This window comes from Ktedonobacter sp. SOSP1-52, assembly GCF_016587395.1.
This window is the reverse complement of sequence record NZ_BNJH01000004.1, coordinates 685,160-702,349: the sequence shown is the minus strand read 5'-3', so window position 1 is coordinate 702,349 and position 17,190 is coordinate 685,160. Positions and strand designations below refer to the sequence as shown.

16 protein-coding genes are annotated in these 17,190 nt (G+C 54.0%); 5 read left to right on the top strand and 11 right to left on the bottom strand.

The features are described 5' to 3' along the window. Positions 1-44: 44 nt before the first annotated feature. The 3 genes from JMJ16_RS38220 to JMJ16_RS38210 form a co-directional block, all read right to left on the bottom strand. The gene (locus JMJ16_RS38220; protein WP_201390030.1) at positions 45-302 is read right to left on the bottom strand and encodes a hypothetical protein; all 258 of its coding nucleotides are present in this window, start codon (positions 300-302) and stop codon (positions 45-47) included. A gap of 470 nt (positions 303-772) precedes the next feature. Then, positions 773-1,228 (bottom strand): MaoC/PaaZ C-terminal domain-containing protein, encoded by a 456-nt coding sequence (locus tag JMJ16_RS38215; protein WP_201390028.1) that lies wholly within the window; start codon positions 1,226-1,228, stop codon positions 773-775. A gap of 36 nt (positions 1,229-1,264) precedes the next feature. Next, entirely contained in the window at positions 1,265-1,726 is a 462-nt protein-coding gene (locus JMJ16_RS38210; protein WP_201390027.1) for a MaoC family dehydratase N-terminal domain-containing protein, read from the bottom strand. Between the two features lie 351 nt (positions 1,727-2,077). On the opposite strand from JMJ16_RS38210, the gene JMJ16_RS38205 reads away from it, so the two are divergent. Next, positions 2,078-3,232 (top strand): glycoside hydrolase family 3 protein, encoded by a 1,155-nt coding sequence (locus tag JMJ16_RS38205; RefSeq protein ID WP_201390025.1) that lies wholly within the window; start codon positions 2,078-2,080, stop codon positions 3,230-3,232. Positions 3,233-3,253: 21 nt separating this feature from the next. Here JMJ16_RS38205 and JMJ16_RS38200 read toward each other — a convergent pair whose 3' ends face one another. Continuing rightward, positions 3,254-4,729 carry a serine hydrolase gene (locus tag JMJ16_RS38200; RefSeq protein WP_201390023.1) on the bottom strand — a complete coding sequence of 492 codons (1,476 nt, stop codon included), beginning with the start codon at positions 4,727-4,729 and terminating at the stop codon, positions 3,254-3,256. A 447-nt stretch (positions 4,730-5,176) separates the two neighbouring features. On the opposite strand from JMJ16_RS38200, the gene accC reads away from it, so the two are divergent. From accC to JMJ16_RS38185, 3 genes are all read left to right on the top strand, one after another. Beyond that, the gene (accC, locus tag JMJ16_RS38195) at positions 5,177-6,529 is read left to right on the top strand and encodes an acetyl-CoA carboxylase biotin carboxylase subunit (RefSeq protein WP_201370286.1); all 1,353 of its coding nucleotides are present in this window, start codon (positions 5,177-5,179) and stop codon (positions 6,527-6,529) included. Between the two features lie 219 nt (positions 6,530-6,748). Next, a complete protein-coding gene (fabF, locus tag JMJ16_RS38190; protein ID WP_201390021.1) occupies positions 6,749-7,987 on the top strand; it encodes a beta-ketoacyl-ACP synthase II in 1,239 nt (412 codons plus the stop codon). Positions 7,988-7,993: 6 nt separating this feature from the next. After that, on the top strand, positions 7,994-8,449 hold the full coding sequence (locus tag JMJ16_RS38185; protein ID WP_201390019.1) for a biotin/lipoyl-containing protein: 456 nt from the start codon (positions 7,994-7,996) through the stop codon (positions 8,447-8,449). A 92-nt stretch (positions 8,450-8,541) separates the two neighbouring features. Here JMJ16_RS38185 and ilvA read toward each other — a convergent pair whose 3' ends face one another. From ilvA to pdxS, 5 genes are all read right to left on the bottom strand, one after another. Further along, complete coding sequence (gene ilvA / locus JMJ16_RS38180; protein ID WP_201390017.1) at positions 8,542-9,849, bottom strand: threonine ammonia-lyase; 1,308 nt, start codon at positions 9,847-9,849, stop codon at positions 8,542-8,544. Between the two features lie 542 nt (positions 9,850-10,391). Beyond that, positions 10,392-12,215 carry a R3H domain-containing nucleic acid-binding protein gene (locus JMJ16_RS38175; protein ID WP_201390015.1) on the bottom strand — a complete coding sequence of 608 codons (1,824 nt, stop codon included), beginning with the start codon at positions 12,213-12,215 and terminating at the stop codon, positions 10,392-10,394. Positions 12,216-12,226: 11 nt separating this feature from the next. Beyond that, a complete protein-coding gene (locus tag JMJ16_RS38170) occupies positions 12,227-13,264 on the bottom strand; it encodes a hypothetical protein (protein ID WP_201390013.1) in 1,038 nt (345 codons plus the stop codon). A gap of 40 nt (positions 13,265-13,304) precedes the next feature. Further along, complete coding sequence (gene pdxT, locus JMJ16_RS38165; RefSeq protein WP_201390011.1) at positions 13,305-13,916, bottom strand: pyridoxal 5'-phosphate synthase glutaminase subunit PdxT; 612 nt, start codon at positions 13,914-13,916, stop codon at positions 13,305-13,307. A 22-nt stretch (positions 13,917-13,938) separates the two neighbouring features. Continuing rightward, positions 13,939-14,826 carry a pyridoxal 5'-phosphate synthase lyase subunit PdxS gene (pdxS, locus tag JMJ16_RS38160; RefSeq protein WP_201390009.1) on the bottom strand — a complete coding sequence of 296 codons (888 nt, stop codon included), beginning with the start codon at positions 14,824-14,826 and terminating at the stop codon, positions 13,939-13,941. 393 nt (positions 14,827-15,219) lie between these two features. Between pdxS and JMJ16_RS38155 the strand changes: the two genes are divergently transcribed. After that, positions 15,220-15,645, top strand: a complete 426-nt coding sequence (locus JMJ16_RS38155; RefSeq protein ID WP_201390007.1) for an MSMEG_6728 family protein — start codon at positions 15,220-15,222, stop codon at positions 15,643-15,645. Here JMJ16_RS38155 and JMJ16_RS38150 read toward each other — a convergent pair. Together JMJ16_RS38150 and JMJ16_RS38145 are read right to left on the bottom strand one after the other, a co-directional pair. Next, a complete protein-coding gene (locus JMJ16_RS38150) occupies positions 15,623-16,405 on the bottom strand; it encodes a class I SAM-dependent methyltransferase (RefSeq protein WP_201390005.1) in 783 nt (260 codons plus the stop codon). The genes JMJ16_RS38155 and JMJ16_RS38150 overlap by 23 nt on opposite strands. Positions 16,406-16,510: 105 nt before the next feature. After that, a complete protein-coding gene (locus JMJ16_RS38145; RefSeq protein ID WP_201390003.1) occupies positions 16,511-17,179 on the bottom strand; it encodes a response regulator transcription factor in 669 nt (222 codons plus the stop codon). Positions 17,180-17,190 lie beyond the last annotated feature (11 nt).

The window sequence follows — 17,190 nt, the reverse complement described above, 5'->3', positions numbered from 1 at the left end:
AGTAAGCATTGGAAGTTTGCGTCCAGGCTAGAAGCACGTTGTCGTTACTTCATTGCTTTGTTCGCAGAATTGACAGGAACGGTGTTCTCCGCGATTGAGAGATGCTCAATCAACGAAGTTCCGTTGTACTTCTGCATTCCACTCTTCAGTTGTTCAGGGTGCTCTGGTTCGTTCTTCTTTTTGTTGATGAACCGCAACCCGGCAAGCCCGTGGGCTTGCACTTGTGTGTCGGGTGTTTCGAACTCTTGCAGCGTTTCCGCTGTTTTTGTTCGCTCGTCGACTGCTCCGGTAGTATCGCACACCGCCTGGGGTTTGTCAACCCCTTTTGCAAGGCTTTTTCGAAATTCGTTTTTCGTTCTCGCTGTTCCCTGGCCTGCCAGTAGCAGATATGTGAACGTGGCGTGATCGACTCAACAATTTCGTGTGCTGTCGTTGGAGCGAGGGTAAGTATGCCATACGAAAAAGAGCTTGTCAATACTTTTCATGGCCAATCTCAAAACCCTCTTTTCTCGATGATAAGCGGTTTCTGTTGTGAGAAAGCCAATGTGTGGGGCTAAATTCATTGCGCGATGATATTGCAGAGTTATAATCGATATAAAGATATAGCTGTTTTTTTCGGGTCTGTTTTGAGTCATTCCACTTTTTAGCGAAAATTTATTTTCAATCCCTGCAACACTGAGCCGAAAAAAGAGGTGGCGGGGCAATGTCATAGGCATTGCCCCGCCACCTCTTTTTTCATGAAGGTATGTGACCGTTATGGAGAAGCTATAGTTTAGCGTTCCCCCTTTTTGGGGAGGATCGCGCTAAAGGTGCCGCTCACTTTGATATCACCATTCTGATCGGCTGCCTGGACTTTGCCCGCAATGATAGCCTCGCCATTAACTTCGTTTTTCTCGGTGATGGTGCCGCTACAGGTGATAGTGTCGCCAAGATGGGTCATACCTTTAAAGCGGACGTTAAACTTGCGGAGCGCGGTTGGCCCCGCGTAGTCACTTAACATCTGTCCCACAAAGCCCATAATGAGCATACCATGGGCGATAATACCACCTGTACCAACCGCTTCGCCTACCGCAGGGTCGGTGTGAAGTGGATTGAAGTCTCCCGAGGCTCCCGCGTAGCGCACCAGGCGTTGCAGGGTCATGGGGTCTTTGGTGAGGGTGGGAATCTCGTCGCCCACCTGGACATCTTCAAAATAGCGCCTGGCTGTTGGCTGTGTATCTGTGGCCATGGCTGGCTTCTCCTTTGCTCTTTTATGATCTTGTTACTAACTGGCTTGTATGCGTACGATTACCATCGTGCGGGCAACTAGAACCTCCTGCTGATCCTGGTTGCTATAGCGTGTCTCCAGGGTGACGATGTCCATGCCAGAGCCATCCTTGCCACGGCGCGACTTTCCACTGGCAATCGTTGTAGTGCCTGTTAGCTTATCGCCAGGATAGATGAGGGCTAAATATTCGTATTCTTCTTCTCCATGAAGAATGCGTTCGATTTCTAGTCCAGTAGATCTCAATTGCTCATTGAGCTGGGCGTTGCCCCAGAAATTAAAGATGGTGGGGGCGGTAGGAAAAAGTGGTATATCGCGGTAGCCAGCGGCCTGTGCAGCCTCGCGGCTGGTATAGATAGGGTTCTCATCGCCTATGGCGAGCGCAAGCTCCTGGATCTTGCAGCGCTCTACCTCGATGTGGAAAGGAGGAAAGCTCTGACCAACTTTACTGGTATCAAACATATATTTTCTTTTCGCTCCTCTATAAAGTACTTCTTGTGGACAGTATCAGACTTTCATTTTGCGTTGTCAAGCGATCCCGGCTCGCAAGCTCGCCTCTTGATAAGTTATATGGTGGTGTGGTTGCGGGCTGGCGGAGCCAGCCCGCAACCACACCACCATATAACTATCCATTTGCTTTGTTGCTTCGTTAGTAGTAGGTAGAGCTGCAATTTTCGATCTATTATTTGGCGGAGTATTACTATGCATGAACCTCATCGACAGAGGAAGCGTTTGATAAGGAAGCTTTCCTTCGCGGCTACCTGGCTTCTGTGTCTATGTTTACTACTGAATGCCTGCGCTCAGCAGGCTTCTATGGCTCCTCAGACAACGGCCACGCCTCAAGTTCCTGCTGGACCGGTTCCTACCCCGATCGTGCTTGATGATGCTATGCTGATTCAACGTATGGTGCAGCATATGAGCTTGGAGCAGAAGCTGGGCCAGATGGTAATTGTGGAGTTTAATGGCTTGACGCTTGATGATACTTTGCGCCAGATGCTACAGAAATATAACGTCAGCGGTGTATTGATCGAGAATAAAAATGGCAATGCGCAGACGCGTGAGCAGCTCACGGCTTTGAATAAGGCTATGCAGCAGGCAGCACCTTTTCCGCTTTTTATTACGACTGATTATGAAGGCGGCGTCGTTAATGAGTTGCGGCGTATTACGGGTGAGCGCCCATCAGAAGCTACTATTGGGGCTAGCGGTGATCCCCAAAAAGCCTATCAGGCGGGGAGTAGTGCCGCCAGGGATTTAAGTGGATTGGGTCTCAACGTGAATTTTATGCCTACAGTGGATGTGCTGACAAATCCTAATAATCCCGGTTTACCCCAGCGCACCTTTGGCTCTAGTGCGACCCTGGTCACAAATATGGGGCGTGCCTATCTTAAAGGTTTGAATGAAGGTGGTGTCGTGGGATGCCTGAAGCATTTTCCGGGCCTGGGTAGCGCTAATCTGGACCCCCATCGCTCGCTGCCATATATGGATCGCAGCCTGGAGACCCTCAACCAGGTAGACCTTGTTCCCTATCGCACGATGATCGGCGAGGGTGTGGTACCAATGGTCATGGTGACCCACATTCTCAATCCCCAGCTGGACCCACAATTGCCTACATCGCTCTCGCCAAACGTCGTGACTAATATTCTTCGTAAACAGTTGAATTTCCAGGGCGTGATTATTAGCGATACCCTCTGGATGGGTGGTGTAAGTAACACATATGACCTATCACACGCGGCGGTCCTGGCTGTCAAAGCAGGCACCGATCTTCTGCTGGGTCCGCGTGGACTTACTGAGACCGCGACCATGCTTGAAGGGCTGGCCCAGGCCGTCCATAGCGGGACGATTACTACACAGCAGATCGATGCCTCTGTCACACGCATCCTTGCGCTGAAGCTAAGGTACAATATCATTTCGCATGAGCAGGCCCTGCTGCTAGCAGGTGTGCTGGAGCCTGGCGAGCAGCAGAAATAGGCGCTCTGATTAGAAGTTTTTTTATTGGACGCGGGTGAAGTTGGCAAAGTTGGCGACGCGCATCTCTTCTACCTTGCCTTCAGCGTTCAGGACAAAGGTGATGAGATCCTCACCAACCAGGGGTTTGCGCCACTGGGCTTTAAATGTATCGTAGTGCCAGTGTTCCAGGTCCGCGTACTTAGAGCCAAAGCGGAAGGTGAGCTTACTGCCCTCTTTATTGATGAAGGCTCGGCCATAGAAGGCATCCTCATATTCGCCCACGTAGCCCACTGGATCTAGCGAAGGGTGAGTGTTGCTTATCTGCTGGCTAATGCGATCCTTGCGCTCCAGGCTCATCCACTCCTTGACTTGCTTCTCCTGCTGTCTCTTCATCTGAAGGAACTCTTCGCTCCAATCACGTTCGGGTAGCTCAAGGAAACTATCAAAGACCTTCTGCTTAAGCGCGATCAGGGGCCACCTGGACTGAAAACCATTGGCGAGGGCGACGATGCCTAGCTGCTTCTCTGGCAATATGGCGATGAGCGCCTCCATTCCTGGCATTGCTCCACTGTGATCGATAACTTTTTGCCCACCGTAATCCGCGAGGAACCAGCCCAGGCCATAGCAGACAAAGTTCGAGCCGGGGTGATCCAACTGCATCAAGGGCGATTGATGGACGATCTGGGGTGTGTGTAGTTCGTTGATGACCTCTGAACTTAAAATCTTCTTCTGTTTAAAGGTGCCTTTTCCCAGTTGCAGGCGTATCCACTGGGCCAGATCAAGCACATTCGAGGTGATGCCGCCACCGGGTCCTACGTTATCCGGGATGCTATAGATGTAGGGATCAGGGGCGTTATCGTTCTCTATATGAGGGATCGCGACGTTGCGTGTGTGCAGCGCCGAGGCGCGAGTGGTGCCACTGGCGCTCATGCCAAGCGGTTTGAAGAAGCGCTCTTTTATAAATGTGTCCCAGGGGCGCCCGGTAACGGCGGCGACAACCTGGCCCGCGATGGTGAACATAAAGGTAAAGGCACCCTGGCGCGTGCGAAAGCTGTAGCTGGGTTTGAGATAGCGCAGGCGATAAATAACCTCGTTGCGATCAAAGTCGCCCCCTTCCCGCATCAGGTCGCCGCCGTCCAGGCCGCTCCTCGCGCAGAGCAGGTCGCGTATAGTTAGCTCTTGTGTCACATAGGGATCATAGAGCTGGAAATCTGGCAGATACTTGATCACAGGATCATCCCACTGAAGTTTCTCTTCATCGACGAGTAGCCCAATGGCTGCCGCGGTGAAGGTTTTCGTGACCGATGAGATGCCAAAAATAGTATGCTCGCTGATTGCTTTATGCTCGCCTGCTTTGCGGATACCATAGCCTTTCGCGAAGATGGTTTCATCATCTTTGACAATGGCCAGCGCAAGCCCTGGGATATGCCAATCTGTGAGCATCTTCCCAATGTAATCGTCCAGGTCTGGGAGCAGTTCTTGCCGTACATACGTGGAAAGCGATGTCTGTGCTTGCATGTTATCCTCTCCTAATGCTTTAGCTTTATGGCTTTGCATAATGACGCCCGTTGGAACACATTACAATACTTCGGTAATTTTCTGCCGCACGCTATGGAATTGTATCCTCTTGCCAGGAGTCTTGTCCATCTTGCTCCTATTTATAGGATACTCAGCACCCGGTAATAGGATATATGGAGGGCACATTCAGTGTATATGTCGTTATCTCTTAAGTGTATTACGATAGTGTAGCCTTTCTGGCTATAGAATGGTAGAGGGGCGCCTTATCCTGGTTTGTAATGCTAGCTAGCTAACACTATTTGGTCATTTCAGGCCCTGTGAGCAGCCCTGTTTTCCAGGGTGTGGTATAATTTACCAAATCGACCCCTCCCCTAGGGCTTTTTTGTGAGAGGAGTAAGGTGAGGCGCGTGTTCTCTACTAGAACCTGTCGCGCTTCATTAGTGACATATGTTTCGAAAAATTCTGATCGCCAATCGTGGTGAAATCGCGCTGCGTGTCATCCGGGCCTGTCGGGAGATGGGTATACGCAGCGTCATTGTTCACTCCGAGGCTGACCGCGATTCGCTTCCTGTACGCCAGGCTGATGAGCGTATCTGCATCGGCCCCGGCCCGAGTGGGAAGAGTTATCTTAACATTCCCAATATTATTAGTGCCGCACTTATTTCTAACGCGGAAGCAATTCATCCCGGCTATGGTTTTCTCTCTGAGAATACCAGCTTTGCTGAGATCTGTAAGGACGTCAATATTACCTTTATTGGCCCCTCGGCGAGCGTCATGTCCGTCATGGGCGATAAGGTATCCGCGCGCGAGGCCATGATCAAGGCCGGTCTGCCCACGCTTCCCGGTACCCCTGTTTTGCGCACGCTCTCTGAAGCTCAGGATGCCGCGCGCGAGATTGGTTTCCCGCTGATGCTGAAGGCCGTGGCGGGTGGCGGTGGTCGTGGTATTCGCCTCATTAACAAGCCTGAGGAGTTTGATCGCGTCTTCACCGTGGCTCAAAATGAGGTCCGCGAGGCCTTCCGCGACGATGGTATCTATCTTGAGCGCTATGTCGCCAAGGCGCGCCACGTCGAGATCCAGGTCCTGGTGGATAACTATGGGCATGGTGTACACTTGGGCGAGCGTAACTGCTCTTGCCAGCGCCGTAACCAGAAGGTACTTGAGGAGTCTCCGAGCCCGATTCTGCCGCGTGAGCTGTGCGAGGAAATGGGCCAGAAGGCCATTCGCGCCGTTCAGGAGGTCGGTTATCGCAACGCGGGTACGCTAGAGTTCCTGGTGGATGAGCAGAATCGCTACTACTTCATGGAGATGAATACTCGCCTCCAGGTGGAGCATCCTGTGACGGAGCTGGTGACCGGCATTGACCTGGTAAAGGAGCAAATTCGTATTGCCTCGGGCCTTCCCCTGCAACTCAAGCAGGAGGATATTAAGTTCCGGGGCCACGCGATTGAGGTTCGCATCACCGCTGAGGATGCCGACGCCGATTTTCGCCCACAGACCGGCGTGGTTGAGAATTACCAGGTTCCCGGCGGACCTGGCGTGCGCGTCGATAGCCACCTCTACTCGGGCTACGAAATTCCTCCGCACTATGATTCGCTGCTTTCAAAGCTTATTGTCTGGGCTGAGACACGAAATGAAGCCATCGCTCGTATGCAGCGTGCGCTCGATGAATATGAGATCGAAGGCTTGACGACGACGATCCCCTTCCATAAACGCTTGCTCAGTCATGAGGGCTTTATCCAGGGGGATACGTATACACGCTTTATTCAAGAAGAGGCCACTGCTCTAGGTATTGGCTAACTGCATTGGGAGGGGGAGAGAGTCAGCCGGCGGCGCGGTTACCGGCTCGGGCTTGGTGGGGAGTGATAAACCGCTTACTTCCTCTCCGAAAACCCTGAGCACTTGCCGTGCCACCTTTAGGTGGTCCCCGAATGGGGGCGAAGCGCTAGTCACGCCAGTGACGTTGGGTTTCGGAATAAGGATTTTACTTCTTTTATGTAAACTACAGGAGGTGACTTCGTGTCTCGCGTAGTTGTAACCGGATTAGGACTGGTTACCTCGTTGGGTAACGACCTGGCTTCCTCGTGGGAGGCACTCTGTCAGGGCAAGTCTGGTGTTGGTGAGATTACTTCTTACGATACCGAACGCTTTCGAGTGCATTTTGCCGCTCAGATTAAGAACTTCGATCCCACTCCCTATATGGATCGCAAGGAAATTCGGCGCAATGATCCCTACGAGCAACTCGCCATCGCCACGACCAAGCAGGCATTGGCTCAGGCTGGTTTAGAGATTTCAAATGATATTGCCGACGAGGTCGGCGTGTATATTGGCAGCGGTATTGGTGGCCTGGTCACGTTGCACGATCAGTTTACGGTCCTGCATGAGCAGGGGCCAGATCGTATCAGCCCGTTCTTCATCAATATGATGATCGTCGACGGCGCGCCTGGCATCGTTTCGATTATGACTGGTGCGCGTGGTCCAAACTGGGCCGCGGTTTCCGCCTGTGCGACCAGCGGAAATACGATTGGTGAGGCCTGGGAGACCATTCGTCGCGGTGACGCAAAGGTTATGATTGCGGGCGGCTCCGAGAAGGCGGTCACGCCTATCTCGATGGCGGCCTTCGATAATATGAAAGCGCTCTCGCGGCGTAACGATGATCCGCAGGGTGCCAGCCGTCCCTTTGATGGCACGCGTGATGGTTTCGTGATGGGTGAGGCCTCGGGCATGCTGATTCTGGAGGACCTGGAGTTTGCTAAAGCGCGTGGCGCGACTATTCTGGCTGAGCTAGTTGGCTATGGTAGCACGGGCGACGCGAGCCATATTACCGCGCCCGCCCCCGGTGGCGAGGGCCTGGTGCGCGCGATGCGCCGCGCCTTGCAGAAGGCCAGCCTGCGCCCTGACCAGGTCGACTATATCAACGCGCATGGTACCTCCACTCCGTTTAATGATAGTACTGAGACGCAGGCCATCAAGACCACCTTCGGTGAGCATGCCTACAAGGTCGCTATCAGCTCAACCAAGTCCATGACGGGCCACACACTCGGCGCGGCTGGGGCAGTTGAGTCGGTGATCTCGATTCAGAGCATCCTGAATGGCATTATTCCGCCGACCATCAACCTGCATCATCCCGATCCAGAGTGTGATCTCGACTATGTGCCTAATGAGGCGCGTCACGCGACCGTCAATGTGGCCATGTCGAACTCCATGGGTTTTGGTGGTCATAATACCTGCTTAATATTCAAGCGATACGAAGAGTAATAGGTTATGAAGACTGAGAATCATGAGCAGTGGCTGGAGCGCGTTGAGAAACTGATCCAGGTCCTTGAGGGGAGTTCTATTGGTGAGTTGGAACTTGCCGAAGGGGAGTTGGAGATTACGATTAAACGCGATCCAGGTATGGTACTGGTCTCTGCCCCTACCGTCTCCGGACCGGTAGCCATCGCGGGGGCACCGGCTCCACGCGCTCAGAAGGCGGATACAACCGTTGCGGTCAACGCGCCTCTTACAGGTGTGTACTATTCCGCGGCCTCGCCCTCCTCTCCACCATTCGTCAATATTGGCGAAACGATTCACGTTGGTCAGGTCGTGGCGCTCGTTGAGTCGATGAAAGTCTTCAATGAGGTCGTGTCCGAGGTTTCTGGTCGCGTTACCGCCCTGGTGGCGAAGAGCGGAGACGTGGTGCAGAAGGGCGCACCGCTTATTCGCGTCGAGCCCCTATAAATAATTTTTGTTTGAAAGTGAGATGCCCCTGGCAGCCTGCGGCTGCCAGGGGCATCTCACTTTCAAACAGAATAACTTGCGTAACGAGTTCTTTAGCGGCGAGCATCGTGCTCGTCGTCAAATGATTGGGCCTCTTCCACCATGTAGCCGGCAGCACGCAGGCGGCGCAGGAGTTCTTCGCACTGTGCTCGGTTGCGCGTCTCCAGCGTAATTGTTTCCTCGCGCTGCATAATGGGCAGGCGCTCGGTGATGCGTTGATAGCGTACGTCGATGACGTTGATACGCATCTCGGCGATGACGTTGAGCAGGCGCATTAGCTCGCCTGGCTTGTCGTCGAGGCGTGTGTGGATGACGAAGTAGCGACCCGAGACCGCCAGGCCATGCTCAATAAAACGCCCAACAAGGTTGATGTCGATATTGCCGCCCGTGAGCGGCACGAGCACCTTTTTCCCCGGCAGCTTGATGACGCCACTCAGGAGAGCAGCCAGGCCAATCGCGCCCGCGCCCTCGACGACCATCTTGCTGCGCTCCATGAGCAGGAGTACGGCCTTGATGATATCCTCATCGCTGACCAGAACGACATCATCGACGAGCTGCTTGATAATAGAGAAGGTCAGCTCGCCTGGGCGCTTGGTGGCGATGCCATCGGCGATGGTGCTGATGGCGGGGAGCGTAACTGGTGTACCACCATCGAGCGAGGCACGACAGCTGGGCGCGCCCGCGGCCTGCACACCAATGATTTTGATGTCGGGTTTGAGTGCCCGTGCGGCGATGGCGATGCCTGCGATCAAGCCACCCCCTCCGATGGGGACAAGAATGGCGTCAGCATCGGGGAGATCATTGAGCATCTCTAAACCCAGGGTACCTTGCCCCGCAATGACATCCGGATCGTCGAATGCATGGATAAAAGTCGCGCCACTCTCACGCTGTAGCTCACAGCAATACTTATAGGCGTCATCATAGGTGCTGCCGTAGAGCTCGACGGTCGCGCCATATTCCTGAGTGGCGACGACCTTGGCCAGGGGAGCGCCCTCCGGCATGACGATGGTGCAGGGAATCTGGTGCTGGGCCGCGGCGATGGCTACGCCTTGCGCGTGGTTGCCCGCCGAAGCCGCGATCACGCCAGCTTTATATTGTTCAGGAGTAAGTCGCGAAATTTTATATGCCGCCCCACGTGCCTTGAACGAACCTCCACGCTGTAAATGTTCAGCTTTGAGATAGACATCCGCCCCGGTCATCCGCTGATAGGTTCGTGATGGCGTGAGAGGCGTATGGTGCATAATAGGCTTGAGGAACTTATAAGCCTGCCAAATATCGGCGATAGTGACTGGTAATGGTGGCGTCTCGACCAGGGCAGGTAGCCGGGTGGTACCTGTTGTCGAGTCATGTTCGATAAGCATAAGACTGACGACTCCTTTCAACCCTCCGCATGCCACACCACGACCTTTGTGGTTTTGCGTAATTGCTGGTTCTCCATGCAGCTTTGCATCTGTGACTTGCAGAGCATTATAACATGCCATGTCATGGTAGACAAAAGGCTGTGACGTTCATGGCGATGTACTTGTATGCGCTTGCCTTGCGCTTCCGTCTTCATTGATCGGTTTTGCTGTACTTATAGGTGGAGTGGTCGTCGCCGCTTCCCCTTTATATTTACGATTATAACCGCGTGTATGTGTCAGCGTATGTCGATGTGAGAGTAAAAGAGTGTAGAGGTGTGTTTTCGGGCGGCCACCCGAAAACACACCTCTACACTCTTTAGATAAAAAAGGGAACCAGCACACCACTCTGGTTCCCTAACTTTATGTTTGCCTGTTTATGTTGTTACTTCTGGCCTGCCTGGGCGCTCTCTTTTCATGGGCTGGAGAAGAGATTAGGCTGGCCGAAGTCCTTCCTGTTGTGCGCGATGAATGAGCTAAAGGGCGGGATGGTTCCTTATGCCATATTAGTCGCGAGCGCGAAAGATTTTGACACGGCGGTTGGGCTCTTTGCCCCGGCTGCGTGAAAGCAGGTTATAGCGTGTCGCCATCTGGTGCTGCAAGCGGCGAATATGGGAGTTGGCTGGCGGAAGCTCAGCCGTGGTCAACCCTTTATTGAGCACTTGATGAATCGCGTCCTCTGTCTCCAGAAGGGCCTGTTTGGTTGGGTCATCGAAGTGCATCTCATCCAAGGCTGGATGGCTCTCCTCACCTTCGACGGTATCCTCCTCTGGAATGTCGAAGATACGTGCCAGGGCGTGCTGCATTTGTGAGACGGTATTGTTCTTCAGGATGATGAGTAGTTTACCGTCTTGTGCGGCCAGTTGCAGGCGCTCTCCCTGGTGCCGATAGTAGTTTTTCAGCGTCATCACGGCATCGGCCTCTTTCTGGTTGTTTGTGATCACAACCGGAACGCGTAGATGGCGTGATGCATCGCTAAGTCGGTCACGGTTGACCCCGAATGGATAGACACGTAAAGTCCGATTGAGCGGAAGGGTCTCGGTCCTATGATCCTCCTCAGGCTCGCTCTCGATGGCTGTGCCTGGCGTAGTCGTGACTTCAGCGGGCGAGGTGCCGGTCGGGGCTAAGGCCCTCATTGGCATGGGCGGTTCATTGGAGCCGCGCCGTGGGCGCTCTATCTGACGCACCCCCTTGCTGCTGCCACGCTCTGAGCGATCACTACGTTCGGAATGATCACCACGCTCGAACATACTGGGAGTAAAGCCCTGGCTACGGTTGCCCAGGCCTCCGATCCCATTGGGGGAAGCGTTCTCCATACCGTTTCGGCTGATACGGCGGAGCCCGATATGCCCCGTGTTCTCGTCGCGTGTGCGTTCCTCGGCCACAATGATCATGCCTCTGAGCATGGTATCGACTGTGTCGGCGACATCGCGATGCACAATGACCTCTTCCCAGCTCTGCTGTTCCACCACGACATCAAAAGTCGGTGGCGCCTTACGCTCAAGGATACTCTTTTGCGTATGGCGGCGGCGCGCCTCTTCGTCGCCCAGGGTGACGGTTTGAATACCACCAACCAGGTCCGAGAGGGTCGGATTCATCAGCAGATTGCCGAGGGTGTTGCCATGAGCCGTCGCGACGAGCTGGACACCACGTTCCGCGATGGTGCGGGCAGCGGCGGCCTCCAGTTCTGTACCGATCTCGTCGATGACGATAACCTGGGGCATGTGGTTCTCCACAGCCTCGATCATCACCGCGTGCTGCTCAACCGTGCGTGCCACCTGCATACGACGCGCGCGTCCGATACCAGGATGAGGGATATCACCATCACCCGCGATCTCGTTGGAGGTATCAACCACCACGACGCGCTTGTTTGCTTCGTCTGCCAGGACGCGCGCGATCTCACGTAGAAGCGTGGTTTTACCCACGCCTGGGCGACCCAGAATCAGGATGGATTGCCCCTGTTCCACGATATCGCGGATGAGGGCGATGCTTCCTAACACGGCTCGACCGATGCGGCACGTCAGTCCCACGACTTTTCCTTTGCGGTTGCGCAAAGCGCTAATTCGGTGTAGCGTTCGCTCTATCCCTGCGCGGTTATCATCGCCAAATTCGCCGATGCGTTCAACCACATATTCGAGGTCAGCATAGGTCACGGGCTGATTGCTTAAGAGGACCTCTCCCTCGGGGAAACGTCCCTCTGCCAATCGCCCGAGGTCCATTACGATCTCCAGCAGTTCGCTTCGGTTCTCTAGCCGATTGACCGCGTCGTGGATGCTAGGTGGAAGGGTCGCTAGCAGAGCCTCAAGATCGTCGGTGACCACATGTTGCATAGGCAGTTCTATCACCTCATTAACTTTTGGCGTGAATTGACCGTCCCCAGGCCCTTCAAGCCATAGACCGCTCTTTGTTCTAGCAGGGGGACTGTGCTTTGCCTCGTAGCTAGTGATGCTACGTGTCGCACGAGCAGCAGCCTGGTGGTTGACTGCTCAAATCCACTGTTGCTTAGAGCGGTAATAACACATGAGTCGTACTCGCGCACCAGGCAATAAATGCGGCGTACGTCTGCTTCCAGTAACCTGCGCATGCCAAAGCGTAACAGCGGCTCCGCCAGGTCGGCATGTTCTGGATGGACAATAAGAGAGAGACGGTGAGGTATGGTGTTATGCCCTCGGCAAATGCGTAACCAGGCGCCCAGGCGCACGCCAACGTCGCAGACATAGTTCTCGTTCCAGGGTGAGAACCAGCGCTGTGGCCCGACATGCAATTTGGCGTATTCCTCGCTGTTTTCAAGCAGCTCGGCCATGCGCACACGCTGTGGTGTGGTGGCCCGGTACAGTTGATGCAGGCCCCAGGCATAGTGGCGATGCCACTTGCGCAGGGAGCTCAACTGTTCACCTTGCTTAGGTAAAGTTGTTCCCGGTTCATAGACATAGGTGAGTTCGCGCGCATAGCGTTGGAAGCCACTGCGTACGAACATGTCTACCTCTGGCACCTCATCTTCAACCTTCGCAAAGATACGCAATATTCCATGCGCCCCCGCCATCTCTAGGGTGTAGTCGAGCAGCGCGCTCAGTACCTCTTCGCTGGAGACGTTTCTGTTGCGCATGGAGGCAAGATATGAGAGATCCCACGCTTTGCGCGCGGGTCGTTCGTTCATTTGTGCGAAACCGAGTAATTGCCAGTGATCTTCACAGATCCAGGTTCGCGAAGCTGGGGTAAGCGGCAGAAGGTTACGCAGGATAGGTGAAGGCAGCGAGTCTCTCTCTACAGGCTCCAGCCAGCACACGAAATTCGCAATTCCGTGTTTCGGACTACGAGCATGTCGGTCCATTGCATAGATGATTCCCGGTAGATCCACGAACAGGACCGGTCGTATCATCCAGTTCTCCTGCGTCCCTTTAGGGGCATCAATGATGCCCCTAGTTGCTGACGCTCTCTACTATGCGGAGAAAGTATTGGTGGAAACGGGTGTCTCCCGATACCTCGGGATGAAATGCAGTACCTAGCCTGGTTCCTTTTCGGACAGCAACGATGGTTCCATCGTCGAGCGTAGCCAGCACTTCTACTCCTGGTCCAACCTTTTCGACCAGTGGACCGCGGATGAAGAAGGTGTGGAATGGCGCTTCGCCAAGTTCTGGCACTACGAGATCTGTCTCAAAACTTTCCCGCTGACTGCCGAAAGCGTTACGACGAACTTTGATGTCCAGCGAGGCCAGAAGTGGTTGGCCTGCCAGCGCATTATCCGTCTCTTGTGCTAACAATATAAGACCTGCGCATGTTCCCCAGACCGGTATGCCGTCCCGAATTTTCTGCCTCAAGGGCTCCAGGAGGTTGTACTCGATCATGAGTTTGCCTATCGTGGTACTTTCACCACCTGGTATAATTATACCATTTATTTCCTCTAGTTGCTCAGGGAGCCGAATAGCTTTTCCCTCAGCGCCTAACTCGGCCAGCATCCGCAGGTGGGCCTCAAAATCGCCCTGTAATGCTAATACGCCGATACGTGGCAAAAGGTTGTGTCCTTGTGTCATGGTGCCTGAGCCTGTTCCGCTACTACCAGCCACGACGAGCCATCAGGTCGTCCTGCGAGAGCTTATCCAGGTTGATACCAACCATTGGTTCACCCAGGTTGCGCGATACCTCGGCGACGATGCCCGCGTCCTGGAAGTGTGTGGTCGCGCGAACGATGGCTTTGGCACGCTTGAGAGGATCGCCAGACTTGAAGATGCCCGAACCCACGAAAATGCCTTCTGCGCCCAGGCGCATCATCAAAGCGGCGTCTGCCGGGGTCGCGACACCACCCGCTGAGAAATTGACGACGGGTAGTTTGCCGGTGCGTGCGATCTCACGGACCAGGTCATATGGCGCGCCAAGGTTCTTGGCCTCGCTCATCAGCTCTTCTTCTGGCAAATTCTGCAAGCGGCGAATACCGTCCATGATGGTGCGCATATGACGAACCGCCTCGACGATATTGCCGGTTCCGGCCTCGCCCTTGGTACGTAACATTGCGGCGCCCTCACCCACGCGTCGCAGCGCCTCACCCAGGTCGCGCGCGCCACAGACGAAGGGCACGTTGAAGAGATGTTTATTGACGTGGAAATTCTCATCGGCGGGCGTCAATACTTCCGACTCGTCGATGCAGTCAACACCGATGGCCTGGAGGATCTCAGCCTCGACAAAATGACCAATGCGGCACTTCGCCATGACCGGGATAGTGACGGCCTCTTTAATCTTGATGATTAGCTCGGGATCGCTCATGCGAGCAACGCCACCATGGGCACGGATGTCCGCTGGCACGCGCTCAAGAGCCATAACGGCTGAGGCGCCGGCTTCCTCGGCGATCTTAGCCTGCTCGGCGTCGATGACGTCACAGATGACGCCACCTTTGAGCATCTCGGGGAAACTGCGTTTAACCTGTACTGTACCTGTCTGTTTTTCCATTGTGTAGAAATCTCCTGCCATTTATCTGAGAAATTTCGCGGCCGTAAATTTTCTTTTCGAATTTTAACATAGCCTTCTGGCTCTTGCTACAGCCAATCCCTTCCACCCAGGCCAGCCATCTTACATTGGCTCCATCCATGTGAGCATAGTAGCTGGCTCTCTTCTTTTCTATCGACTACTTGGGTTACCTTCTACATCATTGAGCGAGACAGATGACTTCTCGCGCCTACGGCGCAAAAAAATTGTATGATGGTGTTTGTCGTTGAGGGCGCCAATGGCGCCCTCAACGACAAACACCATCATACAAAAAAAATGTTACCAGCCAGGTTGGCGGGGCGTGCTACTCTCGTGTGAGGTTATGCTGTGTTCTGTGGAAGGAGAGACCTGGCGCGTATGCAGACGTTCCTCCCTTTTGCCTCTTTTGAGGAGACGGCCCGGGTGTTGGACTCCAGGCGCCTGGGAAAGCAGCGGGTAGAGGCATCTCAAATCCTGAAGATCATTACGACGCCGGACTACCTGGGCGCGTGGCGGCATCATCCTGCTGTTATGATGTGGCATGGCTATGCTACCGCCCTGCGCGAGTATCTTAATACAATGTTGACCGAGTGGGAGCGTCGTGGTTACAAAAACATGAAGCTACATCACCACCTGGATGAGCAACATATTCAATATCCCTGGTGGCTTGGTGACCCACACCTGCACGACTCCCATAAATCAAATCTGCTGCGTAAAGATTGGCTCTACTACAGCCAATTTGGCTGGGAGGTCTCCGACGATATTCCTTACTACTGGCCCGTTACCTATCGGCCGCCCGAGTAGTGTTCTCCTTCCGGATATACCAGATGTAGCCACTGAAGCGGAAGGTTCCGTGCTCACTGGTAAAGAAGGGACTGACCTGCTCCAGTAGTGAAAGATAGACCTCTTCCTGGCTCCTCTCACCTCTCTCCAGCACAGAGATGACCAGGCTTTTCGTCATCAAGTATCTTACTAAATCCTCTCTGGTGAAGAGTACTTCGTTGACATAGCGTTCCTCTCGGATGAAGCGCAGACCATGTTCGGCCAGGACATGCGGGTCAAGGGGTTTATTTTCGCGGGGAGTAACGGGGTACTGGGTAAGATATTGCTGGGCGACCCATTGTTCAAAGGCCTGATTTTCGCGCATCGACCCTTCAAAGCTGTTGTCATAGATTACCAGCCAGCCACCAGAACGGAGGACTCGCGCGGCTTCAGGCAGGAAGCGCATACGATCCACCCAGTGAAAGGCAGACGAGATGGTGATCAGGTCGATGCTTGCGCCATCAAACGGCAGTTGCTCAGCTGGAGCCAGGATATAGCTCACACCTGGCAGTTCCGTGGCGGCGGCAAGCATTTCGGGCGAGAGATCACAGCCAATCACCTGGTCCGCGATATGTTTGAGCGCGCGGGTAGATTGTCCCGTTCCACAGGCCACATCGAGCGCCTTTTTGACGGGTGTGTCCAGGTGAAGCGCGTTCTGGACCTTGGAGATCACAAGAGGGTGAAAGTAGGGCCGGAATGTGGCATAGCGCCGCGCCACGTCTGCATCTGCAAAGTAGTTCATAGCTGAATGGTTCCCTCCTCCGTAGGAAAATTTCTTCTTAATTAAAATCATAGCACAAGGGGCGAACCATTCAAAAGAAAAAACAAATAAAAAGTAGTAAGGGCATCAAGGTAAATCAATTTCATCCAGCGAGATCAAGCCCTTTTTCAAGGCATAGATGACAGCCTGGGTGCGATGTGCAAGCTGCAATTTGGTGAGGATATTGCCCACATGGGTTTTGATTGTCTCTTCGCTGACGACAAGGGCCACGGCAATCTCCGGGTTTGTGCGCCCCATGGCGAGCTGGCGCAGCACCTCTTGTTCGCGCTCAGTTAGCTTGGTGCCACTCTTGCTCCCCTGCAGTAACTCTTGCATGACGATACTGGCGATGGTAGGATCGAGCAGGGATTGGCCGCGTGCCGCCACGCGGATGGCATCAAGCAGTATCTCTGGATCGGCCTCTTTGCGAATATAACCAATTGCGCCCGCCCGGAGAGCCGACACAACGCGTGTATCCTCGGTATAGCTGGTGAGCACGACGATGCGCGTATTGGGCAGGATCGCGTGTACCTGCTTGATTGTTTCAATGCCATCAATGCCACCAGGCATAAGTAGATCCACCACCATTACATCGGGTAGCCACTCTTCGATGTGCTTAAGTGCCTCTTCGCCACTAGCGGCCTCACCAGCGATCTCTATATCTTCAAAGGCCTTCAAGAAGCTCTGCACACCACGACGTACAATAGTGTGATCATCGACGAGCGCGACGCGTATGGGTGCTTTGGGTATGGTCACCTTTACCCTCC

Excerpts from the sequence above, each read along its gene's own strand:
- JMJ16_RS38210 (WP_201390027.1), bottom strand. The coding sequence starts at position 1,726 with ATGTTTGATACCAGTAAAGTTGGTCAGAGCTTTCCTCCTTTCCACATC.
- JMJ16_RS38150 (WP_201390005.1), bottom strand. The coding sequence starts at position 16,405 with ATGAACTACTTTGCAGATGCAGACGTGGCGCGGCGCTATGCCACATTC.
- accC (WP_201370286.1), top strand. The coding sequence starts at position 5,177 with ATGTTTCGAAAAATTCTGATCGCCAATCGTGGTGAAATCGCGCTGCGT.
- JMJ16_RS38215 (WP_201390028.1), bottom strand. The coding sequence starts at position 1,228 with ATGGCCACAGATACACAGCCAACAGCCAGGCGCTATTTTGAAGATGTC.
- JMJ16_RS38170 (WP_201390013.1), bottom strand. The coding sequence starts at position 13,264 with ATGATACGACCGGTCCTGTTCGTGGATCTACCGGGAATCATCTATGCA.
- pdxS (WP_201390009.1), bottom strand. The coding sequence starts at position 14,826 with ATGGAAAAACAGACAGGTACAGTACAGGTTAAACGCAGTTTCCCCGAG.
- pdxT (WP_201390011.1), bottom strand. The coding sequence starts at position 13,916 with ATGACACAAGGACACAACCTTTTGCCACGTATCGGCGTATTAGCATTA.
- JMJ16_RS38155 (WP_201390007.1), top strand. The coding sequence starts at position 15,220 with ATGCAGACGTTCCTCCCTTTTGCCTCTTTTGAGGAGACGGCCCGGGTG.
- ilvA (WP_201390017.1), bottom strand. The coding sequence starts at position 9,849 with ATGCTTATCGAACATGACTCGACAACAGGTACCACCCGGCTACCTGCC.
- JMJ16_RS38200 (WP_201390023.1), bottom strand. The coding sequence starts at position 4,729 with ATGCAAGCACAGACATCGCTTTCCACGTATGTACGGCAAGAACTGCTC.
- JMJ16_RS38175 (WP_201390015.1), bottom strand. The coding sequence starts at position 12,215 with ATGCAACATGTGGTCACCGACGATCTTGAGGCTCTGCTAGCGACCCTT.
- JMJ16_RS38205 (WP_201390025.1), top strand. The coding sequence starts at position 2,078 with ATGGCTCCTCAGACAACGGCCACGCCTCAAGTTCCTGCTGGACCGGTT.
- JMJ16_RS38185 (WP_201390019.1), top strand. The coding sequence starts at position 7,994 with ATGAAGACTGAGAATCATGAGCAGTGGCTGGAGCGCGTTGAGAAACTG.